Below are 24,571 nucleotides of genomic sequence, written 5' to 3'. Positions count from 1 at the left end.
CTCGCGGGGCGGCCTTCGTGGCGGGCGGCACGTTTGCGCCGCGCCGCCAGAACTGGACTTAGGCCAGCAGGTGTTTCACGCCTTCGCGCTCTTCGGTCAGTTCCTTCAGGGTCAGGTTGATGCGCTCTTGCGAGAATGCATCGATTTCCAAACCTTGAACGATCGTGTACTCGCCGTTGTCGGTGGTGACCGGGAAGCCGAACACGGTACCTTCCGGGATGCCATACGAGCCATCCGAAGGAACGCCCATGGTGGTCCACTTGCCGTTCGTGCCCAGCATCCAGTCATGGATGTGGTCGATGGCGGCGTTCGCTGCCGACGCTGCCGACGACAGGCCGCGCGCTTCGATGATGGCCGCGCCGCGCTTGCCGACGGTTGGCAGGAACACGTTGGCGTTCCATTCCTGGTCGTTGATCAGGTCTTTCACAGCCTTGCCGTTGACGGTGGCGAAGCGGTAGTCGGCGTACATCGTTGGCGAGTGGTTGCCCCACACGGTCAGCTTTTCGATGTCTTTCACGGCGGTGCCGGTCTTGGCAGCGACTTGCGACAGCGCGCGGTTGTGGTCCAGGCGCAGCATGGCGGTGAAGTTTTTCGCCGGCAGCGATGGTGCCGATTTCATGGCGATGTAGGCGTTGGTGTTGGCAGGGTTGCCGACCACCAGCACTTTGACATTGCGCGAAGCGACGGCGTCGAGCGCCTTGCCTTGCACCGTGAAGATCTGGGCGTTCGCTTCCAGCAGGTCCTTGCGTTCCATGCCTGGGCCGCGCGGACGCGCGCCAACCAGTACGGCCACGTCGACATCCTTGAAGGCGGTCAGCGGATCGGAGTGGGCGGTCATTTCCGTCAGCAGCGGGAAGGCGCAGTCGTCGATTTCCATCATCACGCCCTTGAGCGCCTTCTGGGCTTTTTCGTCCGGGATTTCAAGCAGTTGCAAGATGACAGGCTGGTCTTTGCCGAGCATGTCGCCATTGGCGATGCGGAACAACAGGGCGTAGCCGATCTGGCCGGCGGCGCCGGTCACTGCAACACGCATTGGGGTTTTAGCCATGATGAATCTCCAAAAATGGGAAAGAAAACGGGCTTGAAGCTGGGCTTACGCTTATCCGGAAAAACTATAATGATACCAAAACCGGCCCGCGCCACCGAATTGCTGGTGTACGCTGCCGTCACGCTCGTGCTGCACGAAGCCAGAGTGGCTGGCCGACAACATAAAACGCGGGCTCACATGTTTTATCGAGGGCAGTTTAGGCCTCCGATCCCTATCTGTCAATCATATCTTATGTCTTATATAAGACAGATAACCGCGTCTGTTTTACTGGACGCGGGCAGTGATTTGTGTTGAAATGTCGGACTATGAATTCCGCCTCGTCCAATCTGACCAACAATGCCACTGCTGCAAGCGGGGCGGTCAGTCCGACCGCGGGCACCCCGGCCACGCCCGTCCCCGCGGTGGCCAGTACGCCAGTCACCGTGACGGCCGCCAGCAATACCAGTGCTTCCGCCGTGCCTGCAGTCACTGCTTCGCCCACCTTCAGTCCCCTGTACCAGCAGATCAAGGCGCTCATCACGCAAAGCCTGCAATCGGGCGAATGGAAACCGGGCGAACTCATTCCCAGCGAGGTCGAGCTGGCCGGCCGCTTCAAGGTCAGCCAGGGCACGGTGCGCAAGGCCATCGATGAACTGGCCGCCGAGAATCTCGTCATGCGCCGCCAGGGCAAGGGCACTTTCGTTTCCACCCACCATGAGGCGCGCGCGCATTTCCGCTTCCTGCGCCTGGTGCCGGACGAAGGCGTGCCGCATTATCCCGAAAGCAAATTCATCGAAGTCAAGCGCGTGCGCGCGCCGGCCGACGTGGCGCGCCTGATGGACTTGAAGTCCGGCGACGCCGTCATCTTCATCAAGCGTGTCCAGTATTTCGACGGCGTGCCGACCATCGTCGAAGAGCTGTGGCTGCCCGGCCTGATCTTCAAGGGCCTGACGGCCGAGCGCCTGGTGGAATACAAGGGGCCCATGTACGGCCTGTTCGAAACGGAATTCGGCACGCGCATGATACGCGCGTCCGAGCAGATCCGTGCCGTGTGCGCCGACGCGGGCGCCGCGCAACTGTTGAATATCGACCTCGGCACGCCCTTGCTCAGTTCCGAGCGCGTGTCGTTTACCTACGGCGACAAGCCGGTCGAGCTGCGCCGGGGCTTGTACCTGACCAGTCGCCACCATTATCAGAATGAACTCAGCTGAAGCTGCGGGGCGCCTGCGGGTGTCCGCACAAGCGGCAAGGCTGAAGTGCATCGCTTGCAAGATGCCTGCCGCAAGGCGGGCAACGGAGACAACGGAAAGCGCAGCGACAACATGGCCCGCCCCCGGCGGGCCGTGTTTTGCCAGCGATTCTGTAATTAAATTACGTGAACTACGGAAAGTAGCGCGGTATTTTGTAGTAAAAAACCATTTTGGTTATATGTAACAATAGATATTGGTATGGGTTGCGAAAATCGGCGAAAATCGCGGCTTCAATATTTAGTTGAAATTCAAAGGGGAGGTTTTTGTTATGTCTGAAGCCGTAAGAGAAGTACCAAAAAAAGAACGGCCGCAATTCCGTAACATTCATGTTACCGAATTGTCGAACTACCGCATGGCTGTCGGCGCCATCGTCTCGATCCTGCATCGCATCAGCGGTTTCATCATTTTCGCCTTGCTGCCATGCATACTGTACATGCTGGAACTGAGCCTGCGTTCCGAAATGTCCTATGCCTACTTCCAGGGCATCGCCTCGCACTGGTTCGTCAAGCTGATCACCCTGGGTCTGGTCTGGGCCTTCCTGCACCACTTCTGCGCCGGTATCCGTCACCTGTTCATGGATGTGCACGTTGCGATCGAAAAAGATTCGGCCCGCAAGACCGCGTCGTCCGTGCTGGTCGTGAGCCTGGTGTTGACGGCTTTGGTCGCTTTGAAACTGTTTGGAGTATTTTAAACATGGCAGACAATAATATCGGACCGAAACGCCTCGTCGTCGGTGCCCATTACGGCTTGCGCGACTGGCTGGCGCAACGCGTCACCGCCATCGTCATGGTGGCTTATGTGGCCATCCTGCTTATTTCTTTCCTGACCGGCAGCAACTTCAGCTATGAAGGCTGGGCCGGTCTGTTCGCACAGCAGTGGTTTAAATTGTTCAGCCTGGTGACCTTCGTCGCCCTGTTCTACCACGCATGGGTCGGCGTACGCGACATCTGGATGGACTACGTGAAAAGCGCTGGCCTCCGTCTGACCCTGCAAATTGCCACCATGCTGTGGTTGATCGCTTGTGCCGGCTGGACGGTACAGATACTCTGGAGTGTGTAATCGTGGCAGCATATAAATCTGCAATCCCTACCCGCCGCTTTGATGCGGTCATCGTTGGCGCCGGCGGTTCCGGCATGCGCGCGTCGTTGCAGCTGGCTGAAGCCGGTCTGAACGTCGCAGTTCTGTCGAAAGTCTTCCCGACCCGCTCGCACACCGTGGCAGCGCAGGGCGGTATCGGCGCGTCGCTCGGCAACATGGCCGAAGACAACTGGTTCTGGCACATGTTCGACACCGTCAAGGGCGGCGACTATCTGGGCGACCAGGATGCCATCGAATTCATGTGCCGCGAAGCACCGAAGGTCGTGTACGAACTGGAACACTTCGGCATGCCATTCGACCGCAACCCTGACGGCACCATCTATCAGCGTCCGTTCGGCGGCCACACGGCCCACTTCGGCGAAAAGCCGGTGCAGCGCGCCTGCGCGGCAGCCGACCGTACCGGCCACGCCCTGTTGCACACGCTGTACCAGCGCAACGTGCGCGCCCGTACGCACTTCTTCGTCGAATGGATGGCGCTCGACCTGATCCGTGACGCCGACGGCGACGTGATCGGTGTTGTTGCGCTGGAAATGGAAACCGGCGAATGCATGATCCTGGAAGCAAAGACGACGGTCATGGCAACGGGCGGCGCAGGCCGCATCTTTGCCGCGTCGACGAATGCGTTCATTAATACCGGTGACGGCATGGGCATGGCGGCACGCGCCGGCCTGCCGCTGCAGGACATGGAATTCTGGCAGTTCCACCCGACCGGCGTGGCCGGCGCGGGCGTATTGATCACCGAAGGCGTGCGCGGCGAAGGCGGCATCCTGATCAATAGCGAAGGCGAACGCTTCATGGAGCGCTATGCGCCGACCCTGAAGGATCTGGCGCCGCGCGACTTCGTCTCGCGTTCGATGGACCAGGAAATCAAGGAAGGCCGCGGCTGCGGTCCGAACAAGGACCACGTGATGCTGGACCTGCGTCATATCGGCGCCGACACCATCGCCAAGCGCCTGCCGTCGATCCTGGAAATCGGCCACAAGTTCGCCAACGTCGACGCCACCAAGGAACCGATTCCTGTCGTGCCGACGATTCACTACCAGATGGGCGGCATCCCGACGAACATCCACGGCCAGGTCGTCACCCCGACCGGCCCGGATAATTCGGCCAAGGTCGTCAACGGCCTGTACGCGATCGGCGAATGCGCCTGCGTCTCCGTGCACGGCGCCAACCGCCTGGGCACGAACTCGCTGCTCGACCTGGTGGTCTTCGGCCGCGCGGCCGGCAACCACATCGTCAACAGCGGCCTGAAAGCCAAGGAAAACAAGCCTTTGCCAGCCGACGCTGCCGATTTTGCCATGGGCCGCCTGGCGCGCCTGGAAAACTCGACCGGCACGGAAACCGTGCAGGGCGTGGCCAACGACATCCGCGCAACGATGCAGAAGTACTGCGGCGTGTTCCGTACCGACGAGATGCTGAACAAGGGCGTCGAAGAAATCATGAAGCTCGACGAGCGCCGCAAGCACGTCTCCTTCAAGGATAAATCGATGGTCTTCAACACGGCCCGCGTGGAAGCGCTGGAGCTGGACAACCTGATCGAAACGGCGAAAGCGACCATCGTTTCGGCAGCGGCCCGCAAGGAATCGCGCGGCGCGCACGCCCAGGACGACCACCCGCAACGCGACGACGAGAACTGGATGAAGCACACTCTGTGGTATTCGGAAGGCAACCGACTGGAATACAAGCCGGTCGTGACCAAGCCGCTGACGGTTGATACCTTCAAACCGAAACCACGTACTTTCTAAGGCTATACCATGGCACGCACTCTTAAATTCAAAATCTACCGCTACGATCCTGACCAGGATGCCAAGCCGTACATGCAAGACCTGACGGTCGAACTGAAAGACACCGACAAGATGCTGCTCGACGCACTGCAGCGCATCAAGGCGGACGTCGATGACTCGCTGGCCCTGCGCCGCTCGTGCCGCGAAGGCGTGTGCGGTTCGGACGCGATGAACATCAACGGCAAGAACGGCCTGGCATGCACCACCAACCTGAACGAACTGTCGGAGCCTATCGTGCTGCGTCCGTTGCCAGGCTTGCCGGTCATCCGCGACCTGATCGTCGACATGACGCAATTTTTCAAGCAGTACGATTCGATCAAGCCTTTCCTGATCAACGATTCGATCCCGCCTGAAAAAGAACGCCTGCAATCGCCGGAACAGCGCGAAGAACTCGATGGCCTGTACGAGTGCATCCTGTGCGCATGCTGCTCCACGTCGTGCCCGTCGTTCTGGTGGAATCCGGACAAGTTCGTCGGTCCTGCCGGCCTGCTGCAAGCCTACCGCTTCATCGCCGATTCGCGCGACGAAGCCACGGGTGCGCGTCTGGACAACCTGGAAGACCCGTACCGCCTGTTCCGCTGCCATTCGATCATGAACTGCGTCGACGTCTGCCCGAAAGGGTTGAACCCGAACAAGGCGATCGGCAAGATCAAGGAATTGATGGTCCGCCGCGCGATCTGATCCTCCTGATCGCGTCCGCCGGGCGCCGTTTGCCGGAAGAGGGTATCCTCTCTTGCCTGCAGGCGGCGCCTGCAAAGCAGCACCGTGCCGCAAGGCACACGTAAAGTGGTAAACCAAATGACAGAATCAATTTTGTCCTCGCATCAGGCCGACCCGGCCAACCGCGCCCGCCTGCGCTGGCGTTCACGCCGTGGCCTGCTGGAAAACGACATTATCCTGACCCGTTTTCTCGATGCGTATGAAACCGAATTGACCGATGAAGAAGTTGACGCGCTGACGCGTTTGCTGGATTTATCGGACAATGCGTTAATGGATCTGGTACTGGCCCGTAAAGAGCCGGAAGGCGAAGTCGATCTGCCGCATGTGCGCGCACTGCTGCAACGACTGCGCATTGCCTAGACGCCTGGGCGATATATTGCAAACGGTGCGAGTGGCGCGCTGTAGCACTGCCGAATGCGGTGCGAATTGCAGCCAGAATTTTTGATTTTAATTTCGACTCACTCCCGAGAAGGAAGAGCCCATGAATATCTCTGACACAAAAGCTACCCTGTCGTTCTCCGATGGCAGCCCATCGCTTGAATTTCCAATCTACAAAGGCACGGTTGGCCCGGACGTCATCGACATCCGCAAACTGTACGCCGGTAGCGGCAAGTTCACCTACGACCCAGGCTTTATGTCGACGGCCGCCTGCAACTCGTCGATCACCTACATCGACGGCGACAAGGGCGAGCTGCTGTACCGTGGTTACCCGATCGAACAGTTGGCCGTCAACGCCGACTTCATGGAATCGTGCTACTTGCTGCTGAACGGCGAACTGCCGAACGCGGCGCAGAAGGCCAAGTTCGTCGACACCGTCACCAAGCACACGATGGTGCACGAACAGATGCAATTCTTCTTCCGCGGCTTCCGCCGCGACGCGCATCCGATGTCGGTCCTGGTGGGCACCGTCGGCGCGCTGGCATCGTTCTACCATGACTCGCTGGACATCAACGACCCGCGTCACCGCGAAGTGTCGGCCATCCGCCTGATCGCCAAGATGCCAACCCTGGTCGCCATGACCTACAAGTACTCGGTCGGCCAGCCGTTCGTGTACCCACGCAACGACCTGTCGTACAGCGCCAACTTCATGCACATGATGTTCGCCAACCCGTGCGAAGAGTACAAGGTCAACGACGTGCTGGTGCGCGCCCTGGACCGCATCCTGATCCTGCATGCGGACCACGAGCAAAACGCATCGACTTCGACCGTCCGTCTGGCCGGTTCGTCGGGCGCCAACCCGTTCGCCTGTATCGCTGCCGGTATCGCCTGCCTGTGGGGCCCTGCCCACGGCGGCGCCAACGAAGCGGCACTGAACATGCTGAAAGAAATCGGCACCGTCGAGAACATCCCTGCCTTCATCGCGCAAGTCAAGGACAAGAACTCGGGCGTCAAGCTGATGGGCTTTGGCCACCGCGTGTACAAGAACTTCGATCCACGCGCCAAGCTGATGCGTGAAACCTGCTACGAAGTGCTGCAAGAACTGGGTCTGCAAGACGATCCGCTGTTCAAGCTGGCGATGGAACTGGAAAAGATTGCGCTGAACGACGAATACTTCGTGTCGCGCAAACTATACCCGAACGTCGACTTCTACTCGGGCATCGTGCAATCGGCGCTGGGCATCCCTGTGTCGCTGTTCACCGGTATCTTCGCTATGGCCCGTACGATCGGCTGGATCGCCCAGTGGAACGAAATGATCGCCGACCCAGAGCAAAAGATCGGCCGTCCGCGCCAGCTGTTCGTCGGTTCGACCACGCGTGAAGTGCTGCCACTGGACAAGCGTTAATCCAGAGCGGTATCGAGCAAACAAAAAAACGGGCTTCGGCCCGTTTTTTTATGCGCGTGTTCGACGCAAGCCGGGGCCGCCGGGCTGTTATGCTCGTACTCTGATCAACAGGAAGCACAACGCGATGAATGAAGAAACCTGCGCCCCCGGCGGCGTGGCCCTCGGCGATACTGCATTTGGCTATACCTTGTCGCTGATCGGCGGGAAATACAAGATGCTGATCCTGTACGCGCTGGCGGAAAACAAGGTGCTGCGGCATAACGAACTCAAGCGCCATCTGGGCGGCATCGCCTTCAAGACCCTCAGCGTCGTGCTGAAGGAGCTGGAAGCGGACGCGCTGATCGTCCGCAAGGAGTATCCGCAAGTGCCGCCCAAGGTGGAATACTCGCTCTCCAGCAAGGGGGGCTCGCTGATCCCTGTGCTGCATACCCTGTGCGAGTGGGGCGAGCGGCGCCAGCCAGTCTGATGCGGATGCACCTGGCAAGGCGCTTTTCCATAGTCTAGTAGCTTACTTTTTGTATGGTATGAGTAGTTAATGTGCGTACTTGTGAAAAGTACCCGGCATGGCTATGCTGTTTCTGCCCTTGGAGGCGTGCGGCCACGTGCTGCACGCCACGGGGCAGGGCATCGGCTTGCCTGCTTTTTTGAAAAGGCGGGGCCGGTGCATCCCTTTCATTTTCAGGAAAGCAGCATGATGAAAACCCTTGTGATCGTCTTCCATCCCTCCATCGCCACGTCGGTGGCCAACAAGCGCTGGCTGCAGGAACTGGCGCGGTATCCGGACCGCTATACCATCCACGACGTGCACCAGGCTTATCCGGATGGAAAGATCGATGTGGCGCGCGAGCAAGCGCTGGTGGAGTCGCACGCCCACGTGGTCTTGCAGTTCCCCGTGTACTGGTTCAACTGTCCGCCCTTGCTCAAGCGGTGGCTCGACGAGGTGCTGGCGTATGGCTGGGCCTATGGCACGGGCGGCGACGCCTTCAGGGGCCGCAAGGTGGCGCTGGCCGTCACGGCAGGCATCCGCGAGGAAGACTTCACGCCGCAAGGCAAGTGGCACGTCACCCTGGCGCAGCTGCTGGCGCCGTTCGATGTCACCCTGGCGTATATCGGCGCCGACAATGGCCGCTTCTTCGCCTTCTATGGCGCGGAAGACGGGCCGAAGGAAACGGGCTATGCCGAGCGGCTGGCGCGCAGCGCGCAAGAGAATGAGCGCTTCCTGGCTGCGTTGTAGAACCGGCCGAGCGGCCTCAGTTCAGCGCTGCTTCGAGCTGGCGCAGCGCGACCTGCCGCCCCTCCAGCTGCAGGCTGCTGCCTTCATAGGGCTGGGGCATGACGATGCAGCGCGGCGCATTGTGCTTGAGGATGCCGCCCCAGTGGGCGACCCTGGCGCCGGCCTGGCGGCGGATCGCCTCGACCGTGGCGCCGCTGGCGAGGATGCGGGCTTGCGGAAAGGCTAGCCGCAGCACGCCCAGACCGAAGTACGCTTGCGGTTCGGCCGCGCTGATATAGATGGTGATCAGGCGCTTGCCGCTGGCGGCGATGGTGTGCGCTAACTGCGCCGCATCGTCGCGCAGGAACTGGGCATTGACGAGGATGGCGTCGGCCACGCCGCTCAGCAGCAGCGAAGTGGACGGTGCGCGGCCCAGTACATCGAGCTGGAAGGTTTCCAAGGTACGGGAGGGAAGGGCGGCGCGTGCAAACATATTATTCTTTCTGCATTAGGTGCTCATGTCGCATATTATCCTTTCGACCAGGCGCGACAAATAGGGTAGATTGCAATACTTAGTTGCATGGATCGGATGAATCAAGGAGTAGCGCATGGACCGTATCACCGCCGCACAAGTATTCGTCGCCATCGCCGAGCGGGGCAGCATGGTGGCCGCCAGCGAGGCGCTCGACATGTCGCGCGCCATGGTGACGCGCTACCTGGCCGAAATGGAAGAGTGGGCGGGGGCGCGCCTGTTGCATCGCACCACGCGCCGCCTGAGCCTGACGGATGCGGGCGACGCCACCCTGGCGCGCTGCCGGCAGATGCTGGAAGTGGCCGGCGCCATGGCCGTCACCTCGCCCGAGGGCATCGACACGCCGCACGGCTTGTTGCGCATCACCTGCTCGCAATCGCTGGCGCAGACGGCGCTCGCTGGCGCAGTGACCGCTTACCTGCGGCGCTACCCGCGCGCCGCCGTCGACCTGCAGATGGAGAACCGCGCCGTCAACCTGGTGGAACAGCGCATCGACCTGGCGATCCGCATCACGAACGCGCTTGAGCCGAACCTGATCGCGCGCCAGCTGGCCAGCTGCGCGTCGGTGGTGTGCGCCGCACCATCGTACCTTGCGGCGCACGGCACGCCGCGCCGGGCGCAAGACCTGGCCTTGCACAACTGCCTGACCTATACGTATTTCGGCAAGAGCCTGTGGCAATTTACGCATGACGGGGAAGCGCTCACTGTCCCCGTCAGCGGCCGTTTGTCGGCGAATGAGTCGCTGGTCCTGCTGGTGGCCACAGTGGCGGGGGCGGGCATCGCCATGCAGCCGCGCTATTCGGCCGCGCCGCTGATCGCCAGCGGACAGCTGGTGGAATTGCTGCCCGCTTACGTGCCGCAGGACATGGGCATCTATGGTGTCTACACTTCGCGCCAGCACATGTCGCCGCTGCTGCGCACCATGCTCGACTTCCTGGTCGAGTGGTTTGCCGGCGATCCCGATTGGCTGGCGGCCATCGCGGCGGGGCCGTTGCCGGGCAGACCAGTCGGGCGCAAGCGGCACGCCGGCAGGTCCGCCGATGTGCCGTAAGCACAACAGTGACAGGCTTGCAAGCCCGGGAAAATCAACAACACAGCTTACATTTGCTTGCCAAATAAAATTCAACTTGCAGTTGTTGCGTTACAATACCGCGTGCTATTCTAAATGACGGTATGCAGAATGCTGGTGCAATAAAAAAGCCCTTCCCCACAACTTGATGTGCAATCCGCTAACCGGTCAGGCCGTGTCGCGGAAGGTTAGATTAACCCGCTAATTCCTCGCGAAACGCGAAGAAAGGTGAGCAATATATGCAGCAATTAACGACCAACTCCTACCTGTTCGGTGGGAATGCTCCGTACGTGGAAGACCTGTACGAGGCGTATCTGAACAATCCAGGCTCGGTACCCGATAACTGGCGTTCCTACTTCGACGCAATGCAGCACGTGCCTGCCGTCGATGGCACCAACAAGCCTGACGTGGCACATGCCTCCGTCGTCGCCTCGTTCGCCGAGCGCGCAAAAGCAGGTCCGATCCGCACAGTGACCGCTTCCTTCGATGCTGAAATGGGCCGCAAGCGCGTCGCCGCCACGCAGTTGATCGCCGCTTACCGCTACCTCGGTTCGCACTGGGCCAATCTGGATCCGCTGCAACGCCAGGAACGTCCGATGATCCCTGAGCTCGAGCCGAGCTTCTACGGTTTCACCGATGCGGACATGGACACCGTGTTCAACATCAGCAATACCTATTTTGGCCCCGAGACCGCCACCCTGCGCGATCTGCTCAACTATCTGCGCGATACCTACACGCGTTCGATCGGCGCCGAATTCATGTACATCTCCGATCCGGCCGAAAAGCGCTGGCTGCAAGAGAAACTGGAATCGATCCGCTCCACCCCGAATTTCACCCCAGAGAAAAAAATCCACATCCTCGACCGCCTGACCGCGGCTGAAGGCCTGGAACGCTATCTGCACACCCGCTACGTGGGCCAGAAGCGCTTCTCCCTGGAAGGCGGCGAAACCTTCATCGCCTCGATGGATGAGACCATCCAGCGCGCCGGCGAAAAAGGCGTGCAGGAAATCGTGATCGGCATGGCCCACCGCGGCCGCCTGAACGTGCTGGTGAACACCCTGGGCAAGGCGCCGCAGGAACTGTTCGAAGAATTCGAAGGCAAGCATGGCGACGACCTGCCAGCCGGCGACGTGAAATACCATCAGGGCTTCTCGTCGGACATCTCCACCGCAGGCGGCCCGGTCCACCTGTCGCTGGCGTTCAATCCGTCGCACCTGGAAATCGTCAACCCTGTGGTCGAAGGTTCCGTCAAGGCCCGCATGGACCGCCGCGGCGACGCGCAGGGCGCGCAAGTGCTGCCTATCCTGGTGCACGGCGATGCCGCTTTCGCCGGCCAGGGCGTGGTCATGGAAACGCTGAATCTGGCGCAAACCCGCGGCTACCATACCGGCGGCACGGTGCATATCGTGATCAACAACCAGATCGGTTTCACCACCTCGGACCCGCGCGATGCCCGCTCGACCCTGTACTGCTCGGACGTCGTCAAGATGATCGAAGCACCGGTCCTGCACATCAACGCCGATGATCCGGAAGCCGTGGTACTGGCGACGCAGATCGCGCTCGACTACCGCATGGAATTCAAGAAGGACATCGTCCTCGACATCATCTGCTACCGCAAGCTTGGCCACAACGAGCAAGATACGCCGGCACTGACGCAGCCGCTTATGTACAAGAAGATCGGCCAGCATCCAGGCACCCGCAAGCTGTACGCGGACAAGCTGGTGGCGCAAGGCGTGATCCCTGCCGATGGCGGCGACAAGATGGTGGCCGCGTTCCGCGACGCCATGGACGCCGGCAAGCACACCGTCGATCCGGTCATCTCGAACTTCAAGAACAAGTACGCCGTCGACTGGCTGCCGTTCCTGAACAAGAAATGGACCGATTCGGCCGACACCGCCGTGCCGATGACGGAACTGAAACGCCTGGCCACCCGCATCACCACCGTGCCGGAAGACTTCAAGGTCCACTCGCTGGTGGAAAAAGTGCTGGGCGACCGCGCCACCATGGGCCGCGGCGAAATGAACCTGGACTGGGGCATGGGCGAACACCTGGCCTACGCATCGCTGGTATCGTCCGGCTACGCCATCCGCCTGACGGGCCAGGATGCCGGCCGCGGCACCTTCGTGCACCGCCACGCCGTGCTGCATGACCAGAACCGCGAACGTTGGGATGCAGGCACCTACATTCCGCTGCAAAACGTGTCGGACAACCAGGCGCCGTTCACCGTCATCGACTCGGTGCTGTCCGAAGAAGCCGTACTGGCCTTCGAATACGGCTACTCGACCGCTGAACCGAACACCCTGACGATCTGGGAAGCCCAGTTCGGCGACTTCGCCAACGGCGCGCAAGTGGTGATCGACCAATTCATCAGCTCCGGCGAAGTGAAGTGGGGCCGCGCTTCGGGCCTGGTCATGATGCTGCCGCACGGTTACGAAGGCCAGGGTCCTGAGCACTCGTCCGCGCGTCCCGAGCGTTTCCTGCAGCTGTGCGCAGACAACAACATGCAAGTGGTGCAGCCGACGACGGCTTCGCAGATCTTCCATTTGCTGCGCCGCCAGATGGTGCGCCAGTTCCGCAAGCCGCTGGTCATCCTGACGCCGAAGTCGCTGCTGCGCAACAAGGATGCCGGTTCGCCGCTGACCGACCTGGCCAAGGGCGGTTTCCAGACCGTCATCGGCGAAGTCGACGACAAAATCGACGCCAAGAAAGTCAAGCGCGTGGTCGCCTGCTCGGGCAAGGTCTACTACGACCTGGTCAACGCACGCAAGACCCGCGGTCAGACCGACACGGCCATCGTGCGCCTGGAACAGCTGTATCCGTTCCCGCACAAGTCGTTCGCTGCTGAACTGAAGAAGTTCCCGAACCTGGTCGAAGTCGTCTGGGCACAGGACGAGCCGCAAAACCAGGGCGCCTGGTTCCAGATCCAGCACAACATCTTCGAAGGCCTGGAATCGGGTCAGCGTCTGGCCTACGCCGGCCGTCCTGCTTCGGCGTCGCCTGCTGTCGGTTACTATGACAAGCACTACGCCCAGCAAAAAGACCTGCTGGAAACGGCATTCTCGAAGCTGAAAGGTTTTATCCTGACCAAGTAAGTGGCTCGATAAGGGGCGCCATGCGAGTGCATGTCGTCTGCTCGCATACATCATGACGGAGCGCCGCCCTTGCTACGCAGGGGCGGCGCCGCAATAACAAAATAAACGGAGTTTTACATGGCACAAATCGAAGTCAAAGTTCCCCAGTTGTCGGAATCGGTTGCGGAAGCGACCCTGCTGGCATGGCACAAGAAAGTCGGCGAAGCAGTTGCGCGCGACGAAAACATGATCGACATCGAAACCGATAAAGTAGTGCTGGAACTGCCGGCGCCGGCCGCTGGCGTGATCGTGCAAATCATCAAGGATAACGGCGCCACCGTCGTTGCCGGCGAAGTCATCGCCATCATCGATACCGACGGCTCGGCCAAGGTCAGCCCGATGGAAGTCTCCGCCGTGCCTGCGCCAGCCCTGGCTGCCGCCGCGCAAGATACCGCCAGCGCTTCGGCGCCAGCTGCTGCGACCAAAGGCGATGTCGCCATGCCTGCCGCCGCCAAGATCCTGTCCGAAAAAGGCCTGTCCGCCGGCGACGTCGCCGGTTCGGGCAAAGACGGCCGCGTGACCAAGGGCGACGCCCTGGCCGCTTCCGCCAAGCCAGCCGTTGCGCCGCTGGCGCCAGCCGCTGCCAAGCCGGCGCTGCAACAAGTTGCCACGCCGTCGGCCGCCAACCTGGGCGACCGCCCTGAAGAGCGCGTGCCGATGAGCCGCCTGCGCGCACGTATCGCCGAGCGCCTGCTGCAATCGCAATCGACGAACGCCATCCTGACCACGTTCAACGAAGTGAACATGCAGCCGGTCATCGACCTGCGCAACAAGTACAAGGACAAGTTCGAGAAAGAGCACGGCGTCAAGCTGGGCTTCATGTCCTTCTTCGTCAAGGCCGCCGTCGCCGCCCTGAAAAAGTACCCGATCATCAACGCTTCCGTTGACGGCAACGATATCGTCTACCACGGCTACTTCGACATCGGTATCGCCGTCGGTTCGCCGCGCGGCCTGGTCGTGCCTATCATCCGCAACGCGGACCAGCTGTCGATCGCCGACATCGAGAAAAAAATCGGTGAATTCGGCGCGAAAGCCAAGGAAGGCAAGCTGACCCTGGACGACCTGACGGGCGGCACGTTCTCGATCTCGAACGGCGGCACCTTCGGCTCCATGCTGTCGACCCCGATCATCAACCCGCCGCAATCGGCCATCCTGGGCGTGCATGCGACCAAGGACCGCGCCGTCGTCGAAAACGGCCAGATCGTGGTGCGTCCGATGAACTACCTGGCCATGTCCTACGACCACCGCATCATCGACGGCCGCGAAGCCGTCCTGGGCCTGGTGGCGATGAAAGAAGCGCTGGAAGATCCTGCACGCCTGCTGCTGGACCTGTAAGCACTGTAGTCCCCCGGCGTAGCCGCCGGGGCAATGTAGCTGATACCCCTTGCCAGAAGACGCAGCTGGCTGATCTCAATGAAAGAGGATTCCTATGAACATCTCTGAAGAAATCAAGCGTCTGCACGAGTTGCACCTGGCGGGCGCCCTGAGCGACGCGGAATTCGCGCAAGCGAAAGCCAAGCTCCTGAGCAATATCAACCTGGACAAGCCGGACAGCACGTCCGGCGCCGGTGCCGCTGCCGGCCCGGCGAACGACCTGGTGCAGGAATTCAACCGCCTGCGCCGTTCGCGCGACGACCGCTGGCTTGGCGGCGTCTGCGGCGGCCTGGGCCGCGCTTCCGGCATGGAAGCGTGGATCTGGCGCCTCGTCTTCGTCCTGTTTACATTGACCTTCGGCTTCGGCGTGGTGATTTACCTTCTATTGTGGATTTTCGTACCAGACGAAGAGATTGGAATAACAAAACATGAGTACTAAACAATTTGACGTAGTTGTCATCGGTGCGGGCCCTGGCGGCTACATCGCCGCCATCCGCGCAGCGCAGCTGGGCTTTTCCGTCGCTTGCGTCGACGAGTGGTCGAACGCCAAGGGCGGCGCCGCTCCTGGCGGTACCTGCACCAACGTCGGCTGCATCCCGTCGAAAGCGCTGCTGCAATCGTCCGAGCATTTCGAACACGCGGGCCACAGCTTCGCCGAGCACGGCATCGACGTCGCCGGCCTGAAGCTGAACCTGGGCCAGATGCTCAAGCGCAAGGACACCGTCGTCAAGCAGAACAACGACGGCATCCTGTACCTGTTCAAGAAGAACAAGATCGCCTTCTTCCACGGCCGCGCCGCTTTCGCTGCCGCCGCCGCTGGCGCGTATGAAATCAGCGTGACGGGCGAAGCCAACGAAACCTTGTCGGCCAAGCACGTGGTCATCGCCACGGGTTCGAACGCGCGCGAACTGCCGGGCGCACCATTCGACGAGAAACTGATCCTGTCGAACACGGGCGCACTGGCCATCGACGCCGTACCCGCCAAGCTGGGCGTCATCGGCGCCGGCGTGATCGGCCTGGAAATGGGCAGCGTCTGGCGCCGCCTGGGTTCCGACGTCACCGTGCTGGAAGGCCTGCCGGTCTTCCTGGGCGCCGTGGACGAGCAGATCGCCAAGGAAGCGTCTAAGCTGTTTACCAAGCAAGGCTTGAAGATCAACCTCGGTTGCAAGATCGGTACGATCACGCCAGGCAAGAAAGACGTCACCGTGGAATTCGTGGACGCCAAGGGCGAAGCGCAAAAAGCCGTGTTCGACAAGCTGATCATCTCGATCGGCCGCACGCCGAACACAAACGGCCTGGGCGCCGACAAGGTCGGCCTGCAGCTGGACGAGCGCGGCTTCATCGCCGTCGACGGCGACTGCAAGACCAACCTGCCGAACGTATGGGCAGTGGGCGACGTCGTGCGCGGCCCGATGCTGGCGCACAAGGCCGAAGAAGAAGGCGTTGCCGTGGCCGAGCGTATCGCCGGCCAGCATGGCCACACCAACTTCAACACGATTCCTTGGGTAATCTACACCTCGCCGGAAATCGCGTGGGTCGGCAAGACCGAGCAAACCCTGAAGGCTGAAGGCATCGCCTACAAGGCCGGCACCTTCCCGTTCATGGCCAACGGCCGTGCGCGTGCGCTGGGCGACACCTCGGGCATGGTGAAATTCCTGGCCGATGCGACCACCGATGAAATCCTCGGCGTGCACATCGTCGGCCCGATGGCGTCCGAACTGATTTCCGAAGCCGTCGTGGCGATGGAATTCAAGGCCTCGGCCGAAGACATCGCGCGCATCTGCCACGCGCACCCATCGCTGTCCGAAGCGACCAAGGAAGCGGCACTGGCGGTTGACAAGCGTACCTTGAACTTCTAATTGTAGTTAGTCCAGCAGGGGCGCTCGCGGATTTTTTCCGCCGGCGCCCTTGTGCGTTAAAGCGAATCCCATGAACGTAGAAGAGTTTTACCAGCACGCGTTGCAGAAGCGTGATTTCAAGGCCGACGCCGCCCAACGGCGCGCGGTCGACCGCCTGCAGCTGTGCTATGACGAGTGGGTGGCCTACAAGGGCCAGCGCTCGAGCACCTTCAAGCGCCTGCTGAATCGTCCCGCCGTGCCGAAGGGCGTGTACATGTGGGGCGGGGTGGGGCGCGGCAAATCGTTCTTGATGGACAGTTTTTACTCGGTCGTGCCCCTGGTGCGCAAGACGCGATTGCACTTCCACGAATTCATGCGCGGCGTGCACCAGCAGCTCGATGAATTGAAAGGCGTGGCCGATCCGCTCGACGAGGTGGCCAAGCGCATCGCCAAGAAATACCGCCTCATCTGTTTCGATGAATTCCACGTCTCGGACATCGCCGACGCGATGATCCTGTACAACCTGCTGTCGGCCCTGTTCGCCAATGGCGTGTCCTTCATCATGACCTCGAATTACGACCCCGACCTGCTGTATCCGGACGGCCTGCACCGCGACCGCATGCTGCCGACCATCGCGCTGCTCAAGGACAAGCTCGACGTGATCAACGTCGACGCCGGCGTCGATTACCGCGGCCGCGCGCTGGAGCAGGTGGAGAGTTACTACACGCCGCTGGGCGCGGACACGGACCGGGCCCTGCGCGACGCCTACACGCGCATCGCCGAGACGGCCGACGAAGATGCGCGCATCCGCATCGAAAGCCGCGAAATCCACTGCCTGCGCCGCGCCGGCGGCATCATCTGGTTCGATTTCGCCACCCTGTGCGGCGGGCCCCGCTCGCAAAATGACTACCTGGAGATCGCCAGCCGCTTCCATACGGTGATATTGTCCGGCATACCGGCCATGTCGGCGGCGCAGTCGTCCGAGGCGCGCCGCTTCACCTGGCTGATCGACGTGTTTTATGACCAGAAGGTCAAGCTGATCATGTCGGCCGAAGTGCCGCCTGATGAGCTGTACACGAACGGCATGCTGGCCAACGAGTTTCACCGCACCGTTTCGCGTATCATCGAGATGCAATCGCGCGAATACATGGAAAAAGAACAGCGCGGCGCGGCCGACGCGATCGTTTGAGGCAGGGATAAGGAACATGATGGCAAATACACTATACAAGCTGGGTGCGGCGCTGGGCCTGGTTCTGGCGTTGTCCGCCTGCGCGCACAAGGGTGCCGCGGCATTGGATGAGGTCGGCGCACCGCAGGTGCCCGCCACCTTGTCCGTGGAAGAGGCGGACGCCAAGCTGAAGCAGTCGGCCAGCGAGCGCGAAGCGGCGGAAAACGAGTTTGCCGCGCGCGAAATCGAGTGCTACAACAAGTTTTTCGTGAATAATTGCCTCGACAAGGCCAAGGAAAAGCGCCGCCTGATCCTCGTGCGCCTGCGCGCCATCGACGCGGAAGCGAATTATTTCAAGCGCGCCGAGTCCGTGCGCCTGCGCGATATCGACCTGGCCAGGACGCAGGAAAGCGCGCGCCTCGATGCCGAGCAGCGGGCCGCGGCCGTGCCCAAGCCCGTGAAAGTGGTCACGCCCGATCCGGCGCCGCCCAAGCCGCAAGGCAAGAGCGTTGCCGAACGCGAGGCTGAGCAAGCGGCGAAAGTGGCGAAACAAGCCGCCGACGATGCGGCCGAGGCGCCGCGCCGCGCCGCCCGCGAAGCAGCCTATGCGAAGAAACAGGCTGACGCCGTGGCGCGTCAGAAACGCGTGGCCCAGCGCCTGGCCGAGCGCCAGGCCGAAGCCGATGCCAAGGCCGCCAAGGCAGCCGCCGCTGCCAGCGCGCCGGCGGCTGCCGTGCCTGTGCCGCCGGTCAAATAACACCGCCGCGCAGGGGCACGCCGGAAATGGCGTGCCCTAACGCGCGCGGCAGGTTAAACTATGCACCATGGCTGCCTGCGCGCGCCGCGCCGGTTTCCCAACACTGTTACCAACACTGCCTGGAACGCAACACATGAGCGATGCACAGCAAATAGAGCGGCGCCTGATTGAACTCAACGTGGAGCACCGCGACCTCGATGCCGTCATCGAGTTGCTGATACTCGATGGCCACCATGATGAGCTGCAGCTGCGCCGCCTGAAAAAGCGCAAATTGCAATTGAAGGATCACATCACCTTGCTGAAAATGCAGTTGGTGCCCGACGTTCCCGCCTGAGGGGCGCCAGTAGCGTCCAGTCCAGCCTTCACCTAAGTATATTTTGACCGATCACAATTTATTGCCAGTAAACCCGGATGGCCAGCCGACCGATCTGCAAGCCAGTCCGCCGGCTGAACCACAGGCGGCGCCTGGCAAGCACGATGCCGACATCGAGCGCCTGTTTGGCGCCGGCGGCCCGCTCGGTCCGGCCGTGGGCAGCTACAAGCCGCGCCGTTCGCAAACGGACATGGCCAAGGCCATCGCCAGCGCCATCGACAGCCAGACGACCCTGATCGCCGAGGCGGGCACGGGTACCGGCAAGACCTTCGCCTACCTGGTACCGGCCCTGATGTGGGGCGGCAAGACTATTGTTTCCACCGGCACCAAGAACTTGCAGGATCAATTGTTCCTGCGCGATATCCCCACCGTGCGCGCCGCGCTGCAGGCGCCCGTCTCCGTCGCCCTGCTGAAGGGCCGCTCGAACTACGTCTGCCATTATCACCTGGAACGCACGCTGCAGAACGGGCGCATGACCTCGCGCGACGACGTGGGCCATCTGCGTGAAATCTCGCGTTTCATCAAGATGACCAGTTCCGGCGACAAGGCCGAGCTGACCAAGGTACCGGAAAACGCCATGATCTGGAACCTGGTGACGTCCACGCGCGACACCTGCATGGGCGCCGAATGCCAGTATTACCAGGATTGCTTCGTCATGAAGGCCCGCAAGGAAGCGCAGCAGGCCGACGTGGTGGTGGTCAACCACCATTTGTTCTTTGCCGACGTGGCCCTGAAGGACACGGGCGTGGCGGAATTGTTGCCATCGGCCAATACCATCATCTTCGATGAGGCGCACCAGCTGCCCGATACGGCAACCTTGTTCTTCGGTAACACGGTATCGACCTCGCAAATCCTGGAACTGTGCCGCGACGTGCTGGCCGAGGGGCTCGCGCACGCGCGCGGCATCGACTGGGCCAAGACCGTCACCGTGGTGGAAAAGGCGGCGCGCGACCTGCGTTTGACGTTTCCGCAGGATATCGTGCGCCTGTCCCTGCCGCAGATCGCCCCGTCGAGCGACTTTTTCCCCGCGCTCGACACCCTCAAAGATGAGCTTGACGGCATGGTGGCCGTGCTGGAAACGCAGGCGGAACGGGCGGAGACGCTGGAGCAGTGCCGTGTGCGCGGCGTCGAACTGGCGCAGCAGCTGAGCGGCTGGAAGTTCGATCCGAAGGCGAAAGTGGCGGCAGGCGAAGAAGCCGTGTTCTGGGTGGAAGCGTTTTCCAGCTCTTTGCAGTTGCACAAAACGCCATTGTCGATCGCGCCGATCTTCAACAACCAGCGCGAAGGCACGCCGCGCAGCTGGATTTTCACGTCGGCCACCCTGGCCGTGAAGAACGATTTCAAGCATTTTTCCGAACAGATGGGCTTGACGGGCGAACCGTCGCATACGTGGCCGAGTCCGTTCGACTATGGCCAGCAAGGCTTGCTGTTCGTGCCGCAAAACCTGCCGCAACCGAACGCGCTGGGCTACACGGACGCCGTCATCGACTGCGCCCTGCCCATCATCGAGGCGGCGGGCGGGCGCACCTTCTTCCTGTGCACTACCTTGCGCGCCGTCAAGCGGGCCGCCGAGCGCCTGGCCGACGAATTCAAGCAGCGGGGCCTGAACTTCCCCCTGTTCGTGCAGGGAGAAAGGGGCCGCACGGAATTGCTCGATCAGTTCCGCGCGGCCGGCAACGGCGTGCTGATCGGTAGCCAGAGCTTCTGGGAAGGCGTCGACGTGCGCGGCGATGCCTTGTCCCTGGTGATCATCGACAAGCTGCCGTTCGCGCCGCCGGACGACCCGGTGCTGGCCGCCCGCATCGAAGTGATGGAAAAGCAGGGCAAGAATGGCTTCATGCACCACTCGCTGCCGGAAGCCATCATCAACCTGAAGCAGGGCGCGGGCCGGCTGATCCGCGACGAGGGCGACCGGGGCGTGCTGATGATTTGCGATCCGCGCCTCATCTCCAAGCCATACGGCAAGCGCATCTGGCAAAGCCTGCCGCCGTTCAAGCGCACGCGCGACACGGCTGAAGTGGTGGAGTTCTTCCGCAACCTGCCCGCCAAGGGCGCCTAGCCTTGCTTGCCGGCGCCATCCGCGCGCCGGCTTATTTCCCTTTGTTATCAAGCGAGTAGCATTTTTCGCGCGCTGCGTGCCTGCGCGCCCGGCATGCCAGAAAGCGGCGCGATCACGCCATTTTCTGGCATTGTGACGCGTGTCCAGGACGCCAGACACATCTTTGTGCCAGCGCAAACAGTCTTGTTGCCGGGCAGTCTACAGTGAGCTCATGCCTTGCAGGATGAGGCGCGGCGATGGCAGGGCCGCACGGGGAACAGGGGGATGCCATGGAGATCCGCTACGGCTGTTTCTTGAGTTATGCACACGGCCAATATGCGTTCATGAACAAGTTCAAGAATGACCTCATCGAGGCGCTGGCGTGCTATCTGGAGCCGCACCTGGACCGCGAGGAAGTCCTGTTCATCGACAGCGAGCAACTGGGCGGCGGCGACGATATCGACCAGCGCGTGGCGCGCGCCATGTGCCAGAGCGTCTGCATGATCGTGCTGTACACGCCGAAATATGAAGCGCATGGCTATACGCGGCGCGAATTTGCCGCCATGCAGCTGATCGAACAGGAGCGCCGCGCCTGGTATGAGCTGCCCAGCCACCTGATCATTCCCATCATCATGACGCGCCATCCGGACGGCTTGCCGCCGCAAATCACGGAGTCGGGTCTGTACGTCGATTTTTCCGGCTATACGCTGGCCAGCGGCGACCTGAAGTCGAATCCGCAATACCTGCCCGATATCGAACGCATCGTGCAGCGCATCGCCACGCATTACCACTTGCTCAAGCGGTCAACACCGCCCGGCCACGATTGCAGCCGTTTCGTGTTGCCCGATATTCCACCGGAATGGCGCGCCATTCCGCCTCCCCACTTTCCACGTTAATCACGTAAAAGGTCCCGTCATGGAATGCCAACGCCTCTCCCTGCCGCCTTTGAGCGCCCCTGGCGAAGTCGTCACCTTCTATTCCTACAAGGGCGGCACCGGCCGCACCATGGCCCTGTCGAACATCGCCGTCCTGCTGGCGCGCCGTGAAAACGCCAGCGTGCCCGTGCTGATGCTGGACTGGGACATGGAAGCGCCGGGCCTGCACCATTATTTCGAGCAGCACGAGGAGCGGCCGGGCGTGCTCGAGTTCTTCGAGGCGTGCCGCCAGCAGATCGAGCGTATCAGCCTGGAAACGGCGGGCGCGCGCGCTGGCGGGCAGGCCGGTGGGCGCGAAGATGGGGGCCGCGAGGATGCGGCGCTGGCCCAGCGCGTGCTCGACGCCATCGACTGGCAGCAGTACGTGGTGCGCGTCGACCAGGGCAGTCCCCTGTACCTGATGCGCGCGGGGCGCTTCGACGCCAGCTACAGCGAGCGCCTGGCGCAGATGCGCTGGGACCAGCTGTTCGACAGCTGCCCGGCCCTGTTCCGCTGCTTTGCCGATACCCTGGCCCAGCATTTCCGCTATGTGCTCGTCGATTCGCGCACGGGGCGCACCGACAGCGCCGGCATCTGCACCACCTTGCTGCCGAAAAAGCTGGTGGTGGTCTTCACGCCGAACCGGCAAAGCCTGGAAGGCGTCGACGCGCTCGTCACGCGGGCCATCGAGTACCGCCGCAGCCATGAAGATGAACAGCGTCCGCTGCTCGTGTACCCCTTGCCGTCGCGCATAGAAATGGGCGACGGGGCGCAGCGTGCCGAGTGGCGCCGCGGCGACGCACACAAGGGCATCGCAGGTTTTCAGCCCATGTTCGAGCGCCTGCTGCGCACGTCCTACGGCTTGCCGCAGATCGCCCTCGACAGCTATTTCGACGAAGTCCAGCTGCAGCAGACGAAAACCTTTGCCTATGGCGAGCAGCTGGCCGTGCGCATTGACCAGGGCGGCGACCGCTTTTCCCTCACGCGCACCTTCGAAGCCTTTTTGCACTGGCTGACGGGCGGCTATTTCCCCTGGCAGTCGAGCCGCGAAATCGCCTTGCTGGGCGCCATCAGCGAAGCGCGCCAGGCCTTGCAGCTGGAACCGGGCCGCGCCGTGGCCCTGCCGCTGGCGCGCGATCTGGCCCGTCTGGGTGAGCTGTACCGCAAGGATGGACGCAGCGCGCAGGCGCTCGACGCCTTTCGCCAGAGCGTCGAGATCCGCGTGCGCCTGCTGGGCGAGGAGCATCCCGACAGCCTGGCGTGCAAGAGCGGCATGGCACGCCTGCTGCGCCAGCTGGGCAAGCTCGATGAAGCTCGCTTCCTGGAAGAAGACGTGCTCGACGTGCGCGAGCGCGTGCTGGGCAGCGAGCATCCCGACACCCTGGCCGCCCGGGCTTGCCTGGCGAAAACCCTGTTGCTGCAGGGCGAGCTGGCGGCGGCGCTGCTGCTGCAGGATACGGTGCTGGCCACCTATGTGCGCCAGCTGGGCGGCGAGCATCCGCTGACCCTGGAAGCGATGGATGGCCGCGCCGCCACCTTGCTGCGCATGGGCAGGCTGGCGCAGGCGCGGCAATTGCTGGGCACGGTGGTGGCGGCGCGCGAGCGCCTGTTTGGCGCCGAGCATGGCGATACCTTGCGCAGCAAGCTGGCCCTGGCGCAGGCGCTGGGACGCGAAGGCGACCTGGAGGGCGCGCGGCGCCTGCTCGCCGCCGTGCTCGGGGTGCAGGAGCGGCGCCTGGGCGGCGACCATGCGGCCACGCTGTCCACGCGCGACTTGCTGGCCGATATCGTGGCCGGGCAGGGCGACTGGGCCGGCGCGCGCCAGCTGCACGAAGACCAGGTGGCCGCGCGCGAGCGCACGCGCGGGCTCGACCATCCGGAGACCCTGATGAGCCAGCGCAAGCTGGCCGAGGCGCTGCTGCGGCGCGGTGAACTCGATGCGGCGCGCAGCGTGCAGGAGCAGGTGCTGGAAGTGCATGCGCGCCTGCTGGGCGAAGACCACCTCGATACCTTGCACAGCAAGAAGCAACTGGCTGGCACCCTCCAGCAGCAGGGCGACAGCGAGGCGGCGCGCCTGCTGGAAGACGCCGTGCTCAGCGGCAGCGACCGGCTCTTGAATGCGCCCGTCACGGGGCATGCGGACAGCGTGCTCGACGGTGCGCGGCATTTGCAGGAAACCATCCTGGCCGGCCGCGCCAACGAACAGGATGCGGCCGAGCCGGATACCCTGGCCAGCATGATCTCGATGTTGCAAGGCATGATCGAACGGGAACAGTATGCGCAGGCGGGCGAACTGGCCGAACATTTGAAGTCCTGCCTGCTGCGCCCGGGCGTGCCGGGCAAGCTGCGCAGGCGCGGCATGGCGCAGCTGAAAAGAATGTACAAGTTGCAAGGCGACCTGAATGCCTTGCTGGCCTTGCAGGAGGATGAGGTGCAGGCGCTGGAAGGGGCGCTGTCGGAAGCGCGCATCGAGCAGCGCTGAGCTTGCGCGCCAGGTTCGCG

The 24,571-nt window shown here is 62.2% G+C and carries 22 protein-coding genes; 20 read left to right on the top strand and 2 right to left on the bottom strand.

Going from position 1 to position 24,571, the window contains the following annotated elements; all coding sequences use genetic code 11:
• Positions 1-58: 58 nt before the first annotated feature.
• A complete protein-coding gene (locus tag AC1Q6X_RS01820; RefSeq protein WP_070219190.1) occupies positions 59-1,048 on the bottom strand; it encodes a malate dehydrogenase in 990 nt (329 codons plus the stop codon).
• A gap of 305 nt (positions 1,049-1,353) precedes the next feature.
• Between AC1Q6X_RS01820 and AC1Q6X_RS01815 the strand changes: the two genes are divergently transcribed.
• The 9 genes from AC1Q6X_RS01815 (at position 1,354) to AC1Q6X_RS01775 (ending at position 8,896) form a co-directional block, all read left to right on the top strand.
• Positions 1,354-2,238, top strand: a complete 885-nt coding sequence (locus AC1Q6X_RS01815) for a GntR family transcriptional regulator (RefSeq protein ID WP_492494728.1) — start codon at positions 1,354-1,356, stop codon at positions 2,236-2,238.
• 307 nt (positions 2,239-2,545) lie between these two features.
• Complete coding sequence (gene sdhC / locus AC1Q6X_RS01810) at positions 2,546-2,968, top strand: succinate dehydrogenase, cytochrome b556 subunit (RefSeq protein WP_034752080.1); 423 nt, start codon at positions 2,546-2,548, stop codon at positions 2,966-2,968.
• A gap of 2 nt (positions 2,969-2,970) precedes the next feature.
• Positions 2,971-3,336: a succinate dehydrogenase, hydrophobic membrane anchor protein gene (gene sdhD / locus AC1Q6X_RS01805; RefSeq protein WP_034752078.1), complete on the top strand. Its 366-nt coding sequence runs from the start codon at positions 2,971-2,973 to the stop codon at positions 3,334-3,336.
• 2 nt (positions 3,337-3,338) lie between these two features.
• Positions 3,339-5,120, top strand: a complete 1,782-nt coding sequence (sdhA, locus tag AC1Q6X_RS01800; RefSeq protein WP_070310015.1) for a succinate dehydrogenase flavoprotein subunit — start codon at positions 3,339-3,341, stop codon at positions 5,118-5,120.
• A 9-nt stretch (positions 5,121-5,129) separates the two neighbouring features.
• Positions 5,130-5,840 carry a succinate dehydrogenase iron-sulfur subunit gene (locus tag AC1Q6X_RS01795; protein WP_034752075.1) on the top strand — a complete coding sequence of 237 codons (711 nt, stop codon included), beginning with the start codon at positions 5,130-5,132 and terminating at the stop codon, positions 5,838-5,840.
• A 117-nt stretch (positions 5,841-5,957) separates the two neighbouring features.
• A complete protein-coding gene (locus tag AC1Q6X_RS01790) occupies positions 5,958-6,239 on the top strand; it encodes an FAD assembly factor SdhE (RefSeq protein ID WP_034752073.1) in 282 nt (93 codons plus the stop codon).
• 121 nt (positions 6,240-6,360) lie between these two features.
• Complete coding sequence (gene gltA, locus AC1Q6X_RS01785) at positions 6,361-7,662, top strand: citrate synthase (RefSeq protein ID WP_034752071.1); 1,302 nt, start codon at positions 6,361-6,363, stop codon at positions 7,660-7,662.
• A gap of 124 nt (positions 7,663-7,786) precedes the next feature.
• Positions 7,787-8,128, top strand: coding sequence for a winged helix-turn-helix transcriptional regulator (locus AC1Q6X_RS01780; RefSeq protein WP_492494725.1), 342 nt, complete (start codon positions 7,787-7,789; stop codon positions 8,126-8,128).
• A 225-nt stretch (positions 8,129-8,353) separates the two neighbouring features.
• Entirely contained in the window at positions 8,354-8,896 is a 543-nt protein-coding gene (locus AC1Q6X_RS01775; protein WP_492494723.1) for an NAD(P)H-dependent oxidoreductase, read from the top strand.
• Positions 8,897-8,912: 16 nt separating this feature from the next.
• Here the strand turns inward: AC1Q6X_RS01775 and AC1Q6X_RS01770 are convergent, their stop codons facing one another.
• Positions 8,913-9,368 carry an MBL fold metallo-hydrolase gene (locus AC1Q6X_RS01770; RefSeq protein WP_139143551.1) on the bottom strand — a complete coding sequence of 152 codons (456 nt, stop codon included), beginning with the start codon at positions 9,366-9,368 and terminating at the stop codon, positions 8,913-8,915.
• Positions 9,369-9,483: 115 nt separating this feature from the next.
• Between AC1Q6X_RS01770 and AC1Q6X_RS01765 the strand changes: the two genes are divergently transcribed.
• The 11 genes from AC1Q6X_RS01765 (at position 9,484) to AC1Q6X_RS01715 (ending at position 24,551) form a co-directional block, all read left to right on the top strand.
• Complete coding sequence (locus AC1Q6X_RS01765; RefSeq protein ID WP_070310019.1) at positions 9,484-10,458, top strand: LysR family transcriptional regulator; 975 nt, start codon at positions 9,484-9,486, stop codon at positions 10,456-10,458.
• A 257-nt stretch (positions 10,459-10,715) separates the two neighbouring features.
• The gene (locus AC1Q6X_RS01760; protein ID WP_046685725.1) at positions 10,716-13,568 is read left to right on the top strand and encodes a 2-oxoglutarate dehydrogenase E1 component; all 2,853 of its coding nucleotides are present in this window, start codon (positions 10,716-10,718) and stop codon (positions 13,566-13,568) included.
• Between the two features lie 117 nt (positions 13,569-13,685).
• Entirely contained in the window at positions 13,686-14,942 is a 1,257-nt protein-coding gene (gene odhB, locus AC1Q6X_RS01755; RefSeq protein WP_070219196.1) for a 2-oxoglutarate dehydrogenase complex dihydrolipoyllysine-residue succinyltransferase, read from the top strand.
• A 94-nt stretch (positions 14,943-15,036) separates the two neighbouring features.
• Positions 15,037-15,420: a PspC domain-containing protein gene (locus tag AC1Q6X_RS01750; RefSeq protein ID WP_070219197.1), complete on the top strand. Its 384-nt coding sequence runs from the start codon at positions 15,037-15,039 to the stop codon at positions 15,418-15,420.
• Positions 15,410-16,840 carry a dihydrolipoyl dehydrogenase gene (gene lpdA, locus AC1Q6X_RS01745; protein ID WP_121670126.1) on the top strand — a complete coding sequence of 477 codons (1,431 nt, stop codon included), beginning with the start codon at positions 15,410-15,412 and terminating at the stop codon, positions 16,838-16,840. The genes AC1Q6X_RS01750 and lpdA overlap by 11 nt, the downstream gene beginning before the upstream one ends.
• A gap of 70 nt (positions 16,841-16,910) precedes the next feature.
• Positions 16,911-18,008, top strand: coding sequence for a cell division protein ZapE (gene zapE / locus AC1Q6X_RS01740; RefSeq protein WP_070290592.1), 1,098 nt, complete (start codon positions 16,911-16,913; stop codon positions 18,006-18,008).
• 16 nt (positions 18,009-18,024) lie between these two features.
• Positions 18,025-18,744 (top strand): hypothetical protein, encoded by a 720-nt coding sequence (locus AC1Q6X_RS01735; protein WP_205602269.1) that lies wholly within the window; start codon positions 18,025-18,027, stop codon positions 18,742-18,744.
• A gap of 133 nt (positions 18,745-18,877) precedes the next feature.
• A complete protein-coding gene (locus AC1Q6X_RS01730; RefSeq protein ID WP_034752051.1) occupies positions 18,878-19,078 on the top strand; it encodes a YdcH family protein in 201 nt (66 codons plus the stop codon).
• Positions 19,079-19,121: 43 nt separating this feature from the next.
• Positions 19,122-21,176, top strand: a complete 2,055-nt coding sequence (yoaA, locus tag AC1Q6X_RS01725; RefSeq protein WP_083286947.1) for a DNA repair helicase YoaA — start codon at positions 19,122-19,124, stop codon at positions 21,174-21,176.
• Between the two features lie 269 nt (positions 21,177-21,445).
• Positions 21,446-22,051, top strand: a complete 606-nt coding sequence (locus AC1Q6X_RS01720; RefSeq protein WP_070219201.1) for a toll/interleukin-1 receptor domain-containing protein — start codon at positions 21,446-21,448, stop codon at positions 22,049-22,051.
• Positions 22,052-22,070: 19 nt separating this feature from the next.
• On the top strand, positions 22,071-24,551 hold the full coding sequence (locus tag AC1Q6X_RS01715) for a tetratricopeptide repeat protein (protein WP_071653872.1): 2,481 nt from the start codon (positions 22,071-22,073) through the stop codon (positions 24,549-24,551).
• Positions 24,552-24,571: the final 20 nt, after the last annotated feature.

The organism is Janthinobacterium sp. GW823-FHT06H09, from assembly GCF_058794735.1.
The sequence above is the reverse complement of the archived record's forward strand: the minus strand, read 5'-3'. Positions and strand labels throughout refer to the sequence as shown.

Excerpts from the sequence above, each read along its gene's own strand:
- AC1Q6X_RS01820 (WP_070219190.1), bottom strand. The coding sequence starts at position 1,048 with ATGGCTAAAACCCCAATGCGTGTTGCAGTGACCGGCGCCGCCGGCCAG.
- AC1Q6X_RS01815 (WP_492494728.1), top strand. The coding sequence starts at position 1,354 with ATGAATTCCGCCTCGTCCAATCTGACCAACAATGCCACTGCTGCAAGC.
- sdhC (WP_034752080.1), top strand. The coding sequence starts at position 2,546 with ATGTCTGAAGCCGTAAGAGAAGTACCAAAAAAAGAACGGCCGCAATTC.
- sdhD (WP_034752078.1), top strand. The coding sequence starts at position 2,971 with ATGGCAGACAATAATATCGGACCGAAACGCCTCGTCGTCGGTGCCCAT.
- AC1Q6X_RS01795 (WP_034752075.1), top strand. The coding sequence starts at position 5,130 with ATGGCACGCACTCTTAAATTCAAAATCTACCGCTACGATCCTGACCAG.
- AC1Q6X_RS01790 (WP_034752073.1), top strand. The coding sequence starts at position 5,958 with ATGACAGAATCAATTTTGTCCTCGCATCAGGCCGACCCGGCCAACCGC.
- gltA (WP_034752071.1), top strand. The coding sequence starts at position 6,361 with ATGAATATCTCTGACACAAAAGCTACCCTGTCGTTCTCCGATGGCAGC.
- AC1Q6X_RS01780 (WP_492494725.1), top strand. The coding sequence starts at position 7,787 with ATGAATGAAGAAACCTGCGCCCCCGGCGGCGTGGCCCTCGGCGATACT.
- AC1Q6X_RS01775 (WP_492494723.1), top strand. The coding sequence starts at position 8,354 with ATGATGAAAACCCTTGTGATCGTCTTCCATCCCTCCATCGCCACGTCG.
- AC1Q6X_RS01770 (WP_139143551.1), bottom strand. The coding sequence starts at position 9,368 with ATGTTTGCACGCGCCGCCCTTCCCTCCCGTACCTTGGAAACCTTCCAG.
- AC1Q6X_RS01765 (WP_070310019.1), top strand. The coding sequence starts at position 9,484 with ATGGACCGTATCACCGCCGCACAAGTATTCGTCGCCATCGCCGAGCGG.
- AC1Q6X_RS01760 (WP_046685725.1), top strand. The coding sequence starts at position 10,716 with ATGCAGCAATTAACGACCAACTCCTACCTGTTCGGTGGGAATGCTCCG.
- odhB (WP_070219196.1), top strand. The coding sequence starts at position 13,686 with ATGGCACAAATCGAAGTCAAAGTTCCCCAGTTGTCGGAATCGGTTGCG.
- AC1Q6X_RS01750 (WP_070219197.1), top strand. The coding sequence starts at position 15,037 with ATGAACATCTCTGAAGAAATCAAGCGTCTGCACGAGTTGCACCTGGCG.
- lpdA (WP_121670126.1), top strand. The coding sequence starts at position 15,410 with ATGAGTACTAAACAATTTGACGTAGTTGTCATCGGTGCGGGCCCTGGC.
- zapE (WP_070290592.1), top strand. The coding sequence starts at position 16,911 with ATGAACGTAGAAGAGTTTTACCAGCACGCGTTGCAGAAGCGTGATTTC.
- AC1Q6X_RS01735 (WP_205602269.1), top strand. The coding sequence starts at position 18,025 with ATGATGGCAAATACACTATACAAGCTGGGTGCGGCGCTGGGCCTGGTT.
- AC1Q6X_RS01730 (WP_034752051.1), top strand. The coding sequence starts at position 18,878 with ATGAGCGATGCACAGCAAATAGAGCGGCGCCTGATTGAACTCAACGTG.
- AC1Q6X_RS01720 (WP_070219201.1), top strand. The coding sequence starts at position 21,446 with ATGGAGATCCGCTACGGCTGTTTCTTGAGTTATGCACACGGCCAATAT.
- AC1Q6X_RS01715 (WP_071653872.1), top strand. The coding sequence starts at position 22,071 with ATGGAATGCCAACGCCTCTCCCTGCCGCCTTTGAGCGCCCCTGGCGAA.